General features: G+C 69.5%; 9 protein-coding genes and 1 pseudogene. 3 read left to right on the forward strand and 7 right to left on the reverse strand.

Annotation, left to right across the window (positions count from 1 at the left end):
• Nucleotides 1-2: 2 nt before the first annotated feature.
• Nucleotides 3-919 (reverse strand): annotated as a pseudogene (locus H9L09_RS08765) (Cgl0159 family (beta/alpha)8-fold protein).
• Entirely contained in the window at nucleotides 916-1,590 is a 675-nt protein-coding gene (locus H9L09_RS08770) for a sugar phosphate isomerase/epimerase family protein (protein ID WP_187580770.1), read from the reverse strand. Before H9L09_RS08770 ends, H9L09_RS08765 begins: the two are co-directional and overlap by 4 nt.
• 241 nt (nucleotides 1,591-1,831) lie before the next feature.
• On the opposite strand from H9L09_RS08770, the gene H9L09_RS08775 reads away from it, so the two are divergent.
• The 3 genes from H9L09_RS08775 to H9L09_RS08785 are packed head-to-tail and all read left to right on the forward strand — an operon-like array spanning nucleotide 1,832 to nucleotide 5,146.
• Complete coding sequence (locus tag H9L09_RS08775; protein WP_223164271.1) at nucleotides 1,832-3,070, forward strand: phytanoyl-CoA dioxygenase family protein; 1,239 nt, start codon at nucleotides 1,832-1,834, stop codon at nucleotides 3,068-3,070.
• Complete coding sequence (gene iolG, locus H9L09_RS08780) at nucleotides 3,067-4,086, forward strand: inositol 2-dehydrogenase (protein ID WP_187580240.1); 1,020 nt, start codon at nucleotides 3,067-3,069, stop codon at nucleotides 4,084-4,086. The genes H9L09_RS08775 and iolG overlap by 4 nt, the downstream gene beginning before the upstream one ends.
• Nucleotides 4,073-5,146 (forward strand): LacI family DNA-binding transcriptional regulator, encoded by a 1,074-nt coding sequence (locus H9L09_RS08785; protein WP_187580241.1) that lies wholly within the window; start codon nucleotides 4,073-4,075, stop codon nucleotides 5,144-5,146. The genes iolG and H9L09_RS08785 overlap by 14 nt, the downstream gene beginning before the upstream one ends.
• A gap of 10 nt (nucleotides 5,147-5,156) precedes the next feature.
• Here H9L09_RS08785 and H9L09_RS08790 read toward each other — a convergent pair whose 3' ends face one another.
• The 5 genes from H9L09_RS08790 to H9L09_RS08810 all read right to left on the reverse strand — a co-directional run bounded on the left by H9L09_RS08790 (nucleotide 5,157) and on the right by H9L09_RS08810 (nucleotide 12,259).
• Entirely contained in the window at nucleotides 5,157-6,671 is a 1,515-nt protein-coding gene (locus tag H9L09_RS08790; RefSeq protein WP_187580242.1) for an aldehyde dehydrogenase family protein, read from the reverse strand.
• 187 nt (nucleotides 6,672-6,858) lie between these two features.
• The gene (locus H9L09_RS08795; RefSeq protein WP_223164272.1) at nucleotides 6,859-7,338 is read right to left on the reverse strand and encodes a nuclear transport factor 2 family protein; all 480 of its coding nucleotides are present in this window, start codon (nucleotides 7,336-7,338) and stop codon (nucleotides 6,859-6,861) included.
• Between the two features lie 128 nt (nucleotides 7,339-7,466).
• Nucleotides 7,467-8,552 (reverse strand): Gfo/Idh/MocA family oxidoreductase, encoded by a 1,086-nt coding sequence (locus H9L09_RS08800; protein WP_187580244.1) that lies wholly within the window; start codon nucleotides 8,550-8,552, stop codon nucleotides 7,467-7,469.
• A gap of 124 nt (nucleotides 8,553-8,676) precedes the next feature.
• Nucleotides 8,677-9,672 (reverse strand): carbohydrate kinase family protein, encoded by a 996-nt coding sequence (locus tag H9L09_RS08805; protein WP_187580245.1) that lies wholly within the window; start codon nucleotides 9,670-9,672, stop codon nucleotides 8,677-8,679.
• Nucleotides 9,673-9,946: 274 nt separating this feature from the next.
• The gene (locus tag H9L09_RS08810) at nucleotides 9,947-12,259 is read right to left on the reverse strand and encodes an ATP-binding cassette domain-containing protein (protein ID WP_425491719.1); all 2,313 of its coding nucleotides are present in this window, start codon (nucleotides 12,257-12,259) and stop codon (nucleotides 9,947-9,949) included.
• Nucleotides 12,260-12,284 lie beyond the last annotated feature (25 nt).

Here is a 12,284-nt window from a genome sequence, read left to right on the forward strand (position 1 = left end):
CGTCACCGCTTCCCTTCGATGGATCCATGGACGAGCTGCGCCGCACGTTCGATCGCGGCTTGCGGAGTCATGGTGGACGGGTACAACAACGCCCGACCCGGCACCAGGCCGCGGACGTTCGGGACGGTCAGCGCGTCGGCCCAGCGGCTGAACACCGCCTCCCAGGAGCTGCCGGGGTCTCCCCGAGCAGCAGGATCGGGCAGGTCGTCGCGGCGGCGACGAGGCCGGGGTTCGGAGTGGCCGGGATCTTCAACCACGTGTACGCGGAGGAGGAACCGAGCCCCGAGGCAATCCCGACAGCGCGGGCCAGTGCTGCTTCGGACGGGTCGAGGACAGCCCGACCGTCGGGATCCTTGAGATAGGGCAGGGGCTCCACCATCGCCATCAGCGACCGATCCGCCAGCTGCGTGACGAGGCGACCGGCCGTCTCGATGGTCCTCGCGACGCCGGGGTCCGTCGGCTCCAGGCGCAGCAGCAGCTTGCCGCCGTCGAGACCGCTCGCCGCCACGTGGTCGGCGTCGTAGGCGGTGACCCGGTCGTCCAGCTCCCACGAGGCGCCGATCATCCCGCCACGGTTCATGGTGCCGATCGCAAGACGATGGTCGAGGGCACCCAGCAGGGCGAGCTCCTCCAGGATGTCGGCGCTCGCCATCACTCCGTCGACGCGCGAATCGTCGAGACCCGTGAGCAAGCGCGACAGCAGCTGACGGCGGTCTGCGACCGCCAGCGGTTCGGACCCGACTGCCACCATTCCCCGCGCAGTGTGGTCCGCCGCCAGGATCATCAGCCGCTGATCCTCCCCGAGAAGGGGTCGACGAGGGCGCTCGGCCAGCGAGCGCTGCAGCGCGCGTGGCTCCGTGAGCCGCGCTCGGAGGATGCGGTCGTAGTCGGTCTCGCTCAAGAGGCCCTGGCTGGTCATCCGACCTCCAGCCTGGGCGCGACGACGTCGCGCAGATAGTCCATCGAGGAGGCAACCGACTGGACCGGGCCGGCCCCCTCTGCCGGGACCTCCCCGGTGATCGCGGTGTCCTGCTCGATGACGTACCACCCGGTGTAGCCGCCGTCCTCCAGAGCCGTGATGACGTCGGCGATCGGCACGTCGCCCTGCCCGAGCGGGGTGAACAAGCCGGCCTGCACCGACTCCATGATCGACGTCTGCCGGCTCATCAGGGCGGGAGCATGGCTCAGGTCGACGTCCTTGAGGTGGACATGGCCGACCCGGTCGACGGCCTCACGGGCGAAGGCGACCGGGTCCTTCCCGCCGATCGCGAGGTGGCCGGTGTCCAGGCACCAGCTGACGTCGCAGGCCTCGAGCAGGCGGTCGACGTCCTCGACCGTCTCCACCATCGTCTGCACGTGCGGGTGCAGCACCTGGGCCAGGCCGAACTCCGCACACACGTCGTCGACCCGGGACAGCATCTCCACCATGTGACGAAGCTCGGACCGCTCCAGGGGTTGCGGCGGGCTCCAGCCGGCATCCGCGACCGCCGCCGTGATGAATGTGGTCGCGCCGGCCCGGGCGAGGGCGCCCGCACTCTCCCGTGCCGACCGCAGAGCGGACTCGCTCTCGGATCGCTGGTGCAGGACCAGGGGCGTGAACCCCCGATCAGGGACAGGCCGAAGCGCGCCAGGTCGTCCTTGAGGACCGTCGGGTCCTCGGGCAGGAAGCCCGGCGCTCCGAGCTCCGTCGCGGGTAGGCCGAGCCCGGCCATCTCACCGAGAACACGCTCGGTCGGGAGCATCGCGCCCCAGCCCGGCACCTCACAGATGCCCCATGAGATGGGCGCGGATGCGATCCGAGACAAGAAATCAGCCATCTTTTTCTCCGTGAGTGTTGGACCGGTCCAACAGATCGTGCCACTCTACAGAGCGTTGGTGCAAGCACCTGATCATGACGCTCGGCAAGGAGTGGGTGATGGAGTACTGGATGAGCGGCAGGGATGCCGACCCTCAGGAGCTCGCAGCGGTGGTCCGGCAGCCGACGGTGGTCTCCGACTATCCCCACTGCTCCGACGTGCAGCGCGGCATCCTGGTCTACGACGCGGCCGACGTCCCACCGGCGTCCGAGCCGAGGAAGCGCCGGGCGCTCATGGCCGAAGTGGGTCATGCGCTGCTGGCAGGGCCAGGGGTGGTCGCGTTCACCCGTGCCTACCGCGACCACTCCCTCGTCGACGCGGTGAGCGCGGTCTACGCCGCGATCATCCACGAGGAGCAGGACCTGGGCGGGACGAGCGGCGACCACTTCGGCGCGCCAGGGGTGAACGATCGACTCTGGAACTCGCTGGAGAAGCTCGCACTGCGAGATGCGGGTCTCTTCGTGCGGTACTTCGGCAACGACGTCATTGCCTTCACCTCCGAGGCCTGGCTGGGCCCGGGGTACCAGGTCACCTCACAGGTCAACCTGGTCCGACCCGGGGGGCGGGCGCAGGTCCCCCATCGTGACTACCACTTGGGCTTCGTCGCCGATGTGGAGCTGGAGAGGTACCCCGCACACGTGCATCAGTTCTCTCCCATGCTGACGCTGCAAGGGGCTGTCGCCCACTGCGACATGCCCCTGGAGAGCGGTCCGACGGTGTTCGTCCCCCACAGCCAGAAGTATCGGGCCGGTTACTTCGCCGGCGACGACAGCGCCGTCTCCGAGGTGATCGCCGAGCATGCGGTGCAGATCCCTCTCCGCAAGGGCGACATCCTGTTCTTCAACCCCGCGGTCATCCACGGGTCCGGCGACAACGACTCGACAGACGTCGAACGGATGGCGAATTTGCTCCAGGTGTCCTCGCCGTTCGGTCGCTCCACCGAGGTCGTGGATCGGACCCGGGTGGTGGAGGCGGTGTATGCAGCCCTCCTCTCCTCACCGGTCTCCGGGGTTCCCGACGCACTCGTGGACAACGCCGTCGCCGCTGCCGCGGAGGGCTATCCGTTTCCGACGAACCTCGACCGGGACCCACCCATCGACGGGTTGGCACCGCCCTCGCAGGCCGAGCTCGTCCGGGCGGCGCTGTCGGCCGGGGACCCCATCGACGTAATCCACATCAAGCTGGCCGCGCATGCGGCAAGGAGGAAGACATGAGCAAGGGCACCAGGCTCCGGATCGGTCTCGTAGGGGTGGGACGCATCGGGCGCATGCACGCCGAGATCGTCGCGCGACAGGTTCCGGGCGCAGAGCTGACCATGGTCTACGACGCCGCACGCGATCCGGCGCGGGAGGTCGCGGCACGCCTGCACGTCGACGCGGCGGAGAGCGCCGCCGAGCTGGTCGCCTCGGACCGGGTCGACGCCGTCGGCATCTGCTCATCCACCAACACGCACCTCGAGATCATCGAGCTCGCGGCCGCTGCCGGCAAGGCGGTGATGTGCGAGAAGCCGCTGAGCAACTCCTTGGCCGAGGTCCACCGCGCCGTGGAGCTGGTCAACGCTTCCGGGATCCCCTTCATGACCGGCTTCAACCGCCGGTTCGACCCCGGCCACCAGGCGGTCCACGAGGCCGTCGAGGACGGCAGTATCGGAAACATCCACCTCACCCGGATCTCCAGCCGTGACCCCGAGCTGCCGCCCCTGGACTACCTGAAGGTCAGCGGTGGCCTCTTCATGGACATGGCGATCCACGACTTCGACATGGCTCGGTACCTCGCCGGACCCGTGGTGCGGGTTTACGCCCAGGGTGGCGTCCTGATCGATCCGGCTATCGGTGAGGCCGGGGACATCGACACGGCCGTGACCGTCCTCACCCATGCGAACGGATCGGTGACGGTGATCGACAACAGCCGTCTCGCGACCTACGGCTACGATCAGCGCGTGGAGGCGTTCGGTTCCCGCGGTATGGCGTCGTCGGACAACCGACGCCTGCACTACACCGAGGTGACCGACTCCTCGGGCACACGCCAGCAGCCTCTGATGCGGTTCTTCATCGACCGCTACGCAGACGCCTACCGGCGTGAGTGGGACGCCTTCACGGAGTTCGTCGCCCACGGCGGTCCCTCTCCTGTGTCGGTCCATGACGGTCGGGCTCCCGTGGTCATCGCCGAGGCAGCCGCCGAGTCCATGCGTCGGGGGACGCCTGTCGAGGTCGACGGTGCCCTCGGGTGAACCCACGATCCGCGACGTCGCCGCACGCGCCGGTGTGTCGAAGTCGCTGGTCTCCCTCGCGCTCCAGAACTCGTCTCGGGTCGCACCCGGGACGCGCCAGACGATCCGTCGCGCCGCCGAGGAGCTCGGCTACCGCCCGAACGCGATCGCCCGGACGTTGGGAGCTCACCGCTCCCGCACCATCGGCGTCTTCGTGCTCGACCTCCACAACCCGATCTACGTGGACATCCTCGACGGCGTCCAGGCGGAGGCACACCGCCTGGACTACCGGACCATCGTGGTCGTGGGCAGCTCGGACCGGCGCGCCGAGCGGGCCGAGCTCGACAAGCTGATGGAGTTCCGTGTCGAGGGGCTCGTCACCGTGGGGCACCGGCTGCCGGCCGGTGCCGGCACGGCGATCTCCGAGTCCTGTCCAGCGGTGCTGGTGGGCGCGGAACCACGGCTGCCGCCCCACCTGGTCTCGGTCAGCACCGACGACATCCGCGGCTCGGCACTCGCGATCGACCACCTGGTGGCGCTCGGCCACTCCGCGATCACCCATGTCACCGGCGGCAACAACAGCGTGGCCCGCAAGAGAGAACGCGGGTATGTCCAGGCCATGGAGCGGCACGGTCTCCAGGCCCGGATCCGGTGCATCCCAGGCGGGTTCACCGACGAGCGCGGCTACCAGGGGACGATCGCGGCCCTGGGCGGGGACGAGCCCCCCACCGCCCTCTTCGTGGCGAACGACTTTGCGGCGATCGGCGCGCTGGCGGCGGCCGCCGACCGCGGCCTCGAGGTGCCCCGCGACCTCTCTGTCATCGGCTACGACGGTACTCGCCTCAGCGGGCTGCGGTCGATCGGACTGACCACCGTCGCCCAGCCCCTCAAGGAGATGGGGGTCGCGGCGGCGACGCAGCTGTGCTCGAGGCTCGACACAGGGCAGGAGGGGACCAGACGCATCCGCATGTCCCCCGGCCTGTTGGTGAGAACCAGCACCGGCCCCCCGCCACGGCACGCGGGGGTCAGCGAGGCCCGGGACCGACCACGCGCCGCAGTGTCGACGACCCACCCTGCGTGAACCGGATCCCTCAGCCCGGTGCGGGCACCTGGGCGGCGATGTCCACGGTCACGCTCTTCACGTACGTGTAGGAGTCGACCGCGCCCTCGATCGAGAACTCCCGGCCCAGGCCGCTCTGCTTCGTACCGCCGTACGACAGGCCGGGATACTGACCCCCTCCGCGGTTCACCTGGACCCATCCCGCCTTCAGCTCGCCCGCCACCCGGAGCGCCCGCCCGACGTCATGGGTCCACACGTACGCCGCCAGGCCGTAGTCGCTGGTGTTCGAGGCCCGGACCACCTCGTCCTCCGACCGCCAGGGAATGGCCACCAGCACAGGACCGAAGATCTCCTCGCACATCGCCGGGGAGTCGGTCCGCAGACCGGTCAGGACGGTCGGTCTCAAGAAGTAGCCCGGCCGGCCGGCCGATGCCGGATCGGGCAGGCCACCGGTGAGCGCCACTGCCCCTTCCTCCAGGGCGGTGGCGACGAAGCCCACCACCCGATCGTGCTGCTTGGCGTTGATCACGGATCCCATGTCGGTCGTCTCGTCCAGAGGATCTCCGACGACCAGCCGCTCGACGCGAGCGACCACCCGCTCGAGGAACGAGTCGAAGACGGACTCGTGGACGAACAGCCGGGAGCCGGCCGTGCACGACTGGCCCTGGCGGGTGAACCGCATGCCTGCCACCACTCCGTCAGCGGTGCGGTCGTCGTCGGAGTCGGGGAAGACGATCGACGGGCTCTTGCCGCCGAGCTCCAACGAGACCGGCAGGATCCGGTGCGCCGCCGCGGCCAGCACGGATCGGCCCACCGCTGTGGAACCCGTGAAGGAAAGTTTGTCGACGTCGGGGTCGTTGACCAGGGCAGCCCCACATTCGGGGCCCAGACCGGTGACCACGTTCAGCACGCCAGGAGGAAGGTGCGCGTCGAGCAGCGCGGCAACCTCCAGGACGATGAGGGTGGCGTCCTCAGCCGGCTTGAGCACCAGGGTGTTCCCGGTCGTCAGCGCCATCGCGATCTTCACCACCGACAGCTGGGCCGGCGCGTTCCACGGCACCACCGCCGCCACCACGCCGTACGGCTCCCGGAGGGTGTACGTCAGCAGGCTCGGGTCGACGGGCGTCGTGACGCCCTGGCCCTGCTGCGCCCCTCCGCCGAAGTAGCGAAGCAGGTCGATGACGCTCGTGATCTCGGGTCGGGCCTGGGTGCGGAGCGCGTTCCCTGTCTCGTGGGCCAGGAGCCGGGCCAGGCGTTCGCGCTGTGCCTCTATGTCGTTCGCGGCCGCGAGCAGCATCTGGCCCCGCGCCGCCGGGTTGGTCGCCGCCCAGGCCGTGGTCGCGGTGCGGGCCGCCGCCACCGCGCTCCTGACGTCGGCCGCCGTGCCCCGGGGGAAGGTGCCGATCAGCTCATCGGTCGCCGGGCTGCGGCTCTCCAGCGATCGGCCCGACTCACCGCTGACGAACCGTCCGTTCACGAGCATGCAGGCGGCGGGGACACTGAGGAGCTCCTCGGCGTGGCTGGTCGGGCTCAGCGGCGTCGCCATCAGCGTGCCCCCGGGACCAGGCGCGGGGTGCGTCCCGACCGCCCCACGCTGGGCGGAACGTCGATGAACCACGTGAGCATGAAGGTGTGCCTCTCGAGAGTGGTGCCGCGCGATGCTGGAGCTGTGCGAGGCGCCGCGGAGCCAGCTCGTCGGGAGTGGGACCGCAGCGCCGGTGGCGAGCGTCGGCCTATTCGAAGACGGTGACCTCTGACCCAGCCGGGATGTTGTCGTTGTCGGTGGGACCGCCCGCCTCGCGGATGATCTCGTAGGCGATCTCCTTGGCGATCTTTCCGTCGCGCATCTCGAAGACGTGAGCCAGACGCATGCTCACCTTCGTCCCGGCGGGGAAGGGGAAGTTCGCCATGTGGTCCTCGACGTAGGTCGCCTCGTAGATGCAGTCGTCGAAGACGAACTCCTCCGTCGCGAAGCGGCGCAGGTGCGTGTGCTTGTGGATGACCAGCGATTTGAAGATGTCGTGGTAGCCCGCCAGCGCGTCGCCGGCGTTGTCGAACACGAGACCGCGGGAGGGTCCCTCCCAGTAGATGTCATCGGTGTAGAGCGCGATGGCCTGCTGGATCGTCTCGGGCGTCTCGTTGTGGAAGTGCGCCTCCACCGCCTCCAGGTTGCGCTGGATGACTTCCTCACGGGTCAAGGTCTGGTCAGTCACGCGGTTCCTCCTGATGTATGAGCCGACTAGCCACCACCTCATGCCACCGGACGGAGGGGCTGTTCGCATTATCATTGTATTCGTTATAAGGAATGTCAACCATCAGTTCGGGCGCTCGTGCATAGGTCTCAGCCGGCAGCCGGCTGGAGCGGCACGGACTGACCGTCGTGTCGCGACGACTCGTATGCCGCGGCCACCACCAACGCCACGTCCAGCGCGGTTCGCGCCGTGACTCCGCGTGCGGCCGATCCGCCGATGGCGTCGACGAACTCGGCCAGCTCGCGATCGAAGAACGTGCGGTTGCCGACCTGGGGGAGCTCGCTGAACGCGGACGGGTCACCGGTCCACGGGACCGCGAAGCTGCTCTCCCGCCAGTCGTGCCGGCCGGGAGGCAGGCCGTCCGTGCCCTTGAGGGTCAGGAGCTGGCCGCGTGCCGGCAGTACGCCGAAGCAGAGCTGCCCCTCGTCGCCGTACAGGGTCATCTCCGAGGACTCGAACCACTCGCCGTTGTCGTGAACGGTGAAGTCGAAGGTGGCGAGCCGGTCCTCGTACAGGAACGTCAGTGCGGCGACGTCCTCGCGGGACGTGCCGTCGGACCAACCGGGCAGCTTCGTGACGGTCGCACGCACTGCCTCCGGACGTCCCAGCAGGTCCACCATGAGGTGGATGACGTGACAGCCGATGACCCACAAGGAGCCGCCCATGTCGGCGTCCTGGTTGAGGTGGGCCGAGAGATGCTCGCCGCGGGAGCTGGCTCCGTGCCCCCTGACCAGACTCACCCGCCCGATGGGGTTCTGCGCGAGCACCGACCGCGCCCACTCCATGGCCGGGGCGTAGTGGAAGTTGTAGCCGACCCGGACCACGGCACCAGGCCGCTGCGCGAGCCGATCGAGGTGCCGCAGGTCCTCGAGGTCACCCCCGCCCGGCTTCTCCACGAGAACCGCCTTGTCGGCGAGGAGCGCCCGCTCGGCAAGGGAGACCATGTCCTTGGACTTGGAGTGCACCAGTACTCCCTGGGCAGGACCTCCGAGCAGCTCCTCCAGGGCGCAATTCTCGGTGTCCACCTCTTCGCAGAAGGCCTGGAGCGCTACCGGATCGGGGTCCCAGGCGCCGACCACGTCGACGCCCAGTGTCCTGGCGCTCCGGAACCGGGCCGAGGAGTGGGGGTGACTGATCCCCACCATCGCCAGGGAAGTTGCCCGTGCTGGTGGCATGGCGTGGCCTCGTTCCCCCGGGAGCGGCCCCGGAGTTAATAACACACAATGATTATGTGGGTAAGACCGTAGCCTTCGCGCGTCGGTGGGTCAACGAAGCGACCTGTCGGCGCAGCCGTCCGGCTCAGGAACCGACGTCGCTCGCCCAGAAGTTCTCGTCTAGGCCGAGGTCCGTCAGATCCGGGAATCCCTCGGAGCAGCCCGGCTGCATCACGGTGTGCGCCGCGGCACGCATGGCGAGGGACAGCGCGTCCGACCAGTCCTGGCCGGCCAGGCGGGCGGCCACCAGCGCTCCGGTGGTCGAGTCTCCGCCGCCGACAGTGCACACCGGCTCCAGGGCCACCGCGGGAACGTCCACAACCTCGACGCCGTCGTCGAACAGCGACGCTCCGCGCGGGCCGCGCTTGAGGATGGTCAACGGTGAAGGAAAGGTGCGGACTTGCTCGAGCAGCTCGTCGGACGTCGCTCCAGGCCCCGAGCCGAGCAGCGCAGCGAACTCCTCCTCGGTGCCGATGACCAGGTCCGCGCCACGCAGCGCAGGCAAGGTGACCCGGCCGTAGTCGGCCGGGTCAGGCCAGCTGTTGGGGCGGAGGTCGAGATCCCACCACACCGGGACTCCACGCTCCCTTGCGAGGCTGGCCACCCGGGCGACCGCCTGGGGTGTGGTTCCAACGGCGAGCGAGTCCGCGGACAGCACCACCACCTCGAGCCCGTCCCAAGGAAGCGAGTCCACGAGCTCCAGGGCGATCAGCGTGTCCGCCGCGTCGCGTCGGTAGAACACCCGCTCGCCCTGGTCGGCGGACAGCGTGGCGAGGAAGGCCATGGAGGTGAGCGCGCCCTCGATCCGCTGCACCCAGGCCACGTCCACGCCGGTCGAGGCCAGCTGCTCGAGCACCAGGTCTCCGACGGGGTCGGGCGCGACGGCCGTCAACACGGCCGCGGGCACCCCGAGCCGGCGAGCCGCGATCGCCGTGTTGGTGGGGCTGCCGCCCACCGACGGGTGGAAGGACCTCGCGCTGCTCAGCCCGGCGCCGTACGGGTCCGCGTACAGGTCGAGGTTGATGCGGCCGACCGTCAGCAACCGCGGCGCGTCAGAGGTGCGGATCGGTTCTGCGGTCACGTCGTTCTCTTCTCTCGACGACTGGCCCATGCTCGCCGGTCTGGTCCTCGTGCGACGTGCAGCAACGCGTCGCTGCCCCCGAGCCCTTGCCGGCCTCCCCGGCGAGAAGGCAAACACCACGAGCGCACGGTGTCAAGGGCGTGCTGACCGTCCGTCAGGGAAGCTCACCGCCCATTGTTGCGGTCCGGCGCGTCGACCACCGATCGCGTCCGGTCGGCGGGCAGGTCCGACCAGAGCCCGGCGACCTCCGGCGCTTGCGTCTCCTTGAACTCGCTCACGTTGCCACGGCTCCGACGTACGCCGCGAGGTGCTCGCCGGTGAGCGTGGCGCGAGCCGCCACCAGGTCGGACGGGGGGCCTTCGAAGACCACCCGGCCGCCGTCGTGGCCGGCACCGGGGCCGAGGTCGACGATCCAGTCGGCGTGCGCCATCACCGCCTGGTGGTGCTCGATGACGATCACCGACAAGCCAGAGTCGACGAGCCGGTCGAGCAGGCCGAGCAGCTGCGCGACGTCGGCGAGGTGCAGACCGGTGGTCGGTTCGTCGAGGACGTACACGCTGCCCCTCTCGGCCATCTGGGCGGCCAGCTTGAGCCGCTGCCGCTCGCCGCCGGACAGCGTGGTGAGCGGCTGGCCCAGGGTCAGGTAGCCGAGCCCGACGTCGGCGAGCCGGTCGAGGACCTTGCGCGCGGCCGGCGTGTGCGCCTCGCCGGCGCCGAAGAAGTCCTTGGCCTCGGCCACCGACATCGCCAGCACCTCGGCGATGTCGCGGCCCCCGAGGGTGTACTCCAGCACCGCCGCCTGGAACCGCTTGCCCTCGCACTCCTCGCAGGGGGACTCGACCGTGGCCATGATCCCCAGGTCGGTGAAGATGACGCCGGCGCCGTTGCAGGTCGGGCAGGCCCCCTCGGAGTTGGAGCTGAACAGCGCCGGCTTCACGCCGTTCGCCTTCGCGAACGCCTTGCGGATCGGGTCCAGCAGCCCCGTGTACGTCGCCGGGTTGCTGCGTCGCGAGCCACGGATCGCGCCCTGGTCGATCAGCACCACACCCTCGCGTCCGGCGACCGAGCCGTTGACCAACGAGCTCTTGCCGGAACCGGCGACGCCGGTGAGGACGCAAAGCACGCCCAGCGGGAGGTCGACGTCGACGTCGCGCAGGTTGTGGGTGCTCGCGCTGCGGACCTCGAGGGTGCCGGCCGGCGAACGCACCGAGTCCTTGAGGGCCGCCCGGTCGTCGAGGTGGCGGCCGGTGACGGTGTCGCTGCCGCGCAGACCCTCGACGGTGCCCTCGAAGCAGACGGTCCCGCCCTGCGTCCCGGCGCCGGGGCCGAGGTCGACGACGTGGTCGGCGATCGCGATGGTCTCGGGCTTGTGCTCCACGACCAGCACCGTATTGCCTTTGTCGCGCAGCTGCAGCAGCAGCCCGTTCATCCGCTGGATGTCGTGGGGATGCAGCCCGATCGTGGGCTCGTCGAAGACGTAGGTGACGTCGGTGAGCGACGAGCCGAGGTGGCGGATCATCTTGGTGCGCTGCGCCTCACCGCCGGAGAGGGTGCCGGCGGGACGGTCGAGCGAGAGGTAGCCCAGCCCGATCTCCGTGAACGAGTCAACGAGGTGCTGCAGCCCGGCGAGCAGGGGCGCGACCGACGGCTCTTCGAGTCCGCGCAGCCACTGCGCCAGGTCGCTGATCTGCATCGCGCAGACGTCGGCGATGTTCTTCCCGTCGATCTTCGACGACCGGGCCTCCGCGGTGAGCCGGGTGCCGTCGCACTCCGGGCAGGTCTGGAAGGTCACCGCGCGGTCGACGAACGCGCGCACGTGCGGCTGCAGGGCGTCGACGTCCTTGGACAGGAAAGACTTCTGGATCTTCGGGATCAGCCCCTCGTAGGTCAGGTTGATCCCGTCGACCTTGATCTTGGTGGGCTCCCGGTAGAGCAGGTCGTGCAGCTCCCGCTTGGTGAACTTCGCGATCGGCTTGTCCGGGTCGAAGTAGCCGGAGCCGCGGTAGATCCGGCCGTACCAGCCGTCCATGCTGTAGCCCGGGATGGTGAGCGCGCCCTCGCTGAGCGACCGGCTGGCGTCGTACAGCGCCGACAGGTCGATGTCGTTGACGGTGCCCATCCCCTCGCAGCGCGGGCACATGCCACCGAGCCGGTGGAAGGTGGCCTTCTCCGCCTTGGTCTTGTTGCCGCGCTCGACGGTGATCGCGCCGCTGGCGCTCACCGTGGGCATGTTGAAGGAGTACGCGTTCGGCGAGCCGATGTGCGGCTGACCGAGCCGGCTGAACAGGATGCGCAGCATCGCGTTCGCGTCGGTGGCGGTGCCGACGGTGGAGCGCGGGTTGGAGCCCATCCGCTCCTGGTCGACGATGATCGCGGTCGTCAGCCCTTCGAGGACGTCGACGTCGGGCCGTGCCAGCGTCGGCATGAACCCCTGCACGAACGCGCTGTAGGTCTCGTTGATCAACCGCTGCGACTCCGCGGCGATCGTGCTGAACACGAGCGAGCTCTTCCCGGAGCCCGAGATGCCGGTGAACACCGTCAGCCGGCGCTTGGGGAGCTCGACGCTGACGTCCCTGAGGTTGTTCACCCGTGCGCCGTGCACGCGGATCAGG

The organism is Nocardioides mesophilus (genome assembly GCF_014395785.1).
Taxonomy (GTDB): domain Bacteria; phylum Actinomycetota; class Actinomycetes; order Propionibacteriales; family Nocardioidaceae; genus Nocardioides_B; species Nocardioides_B mesophilus.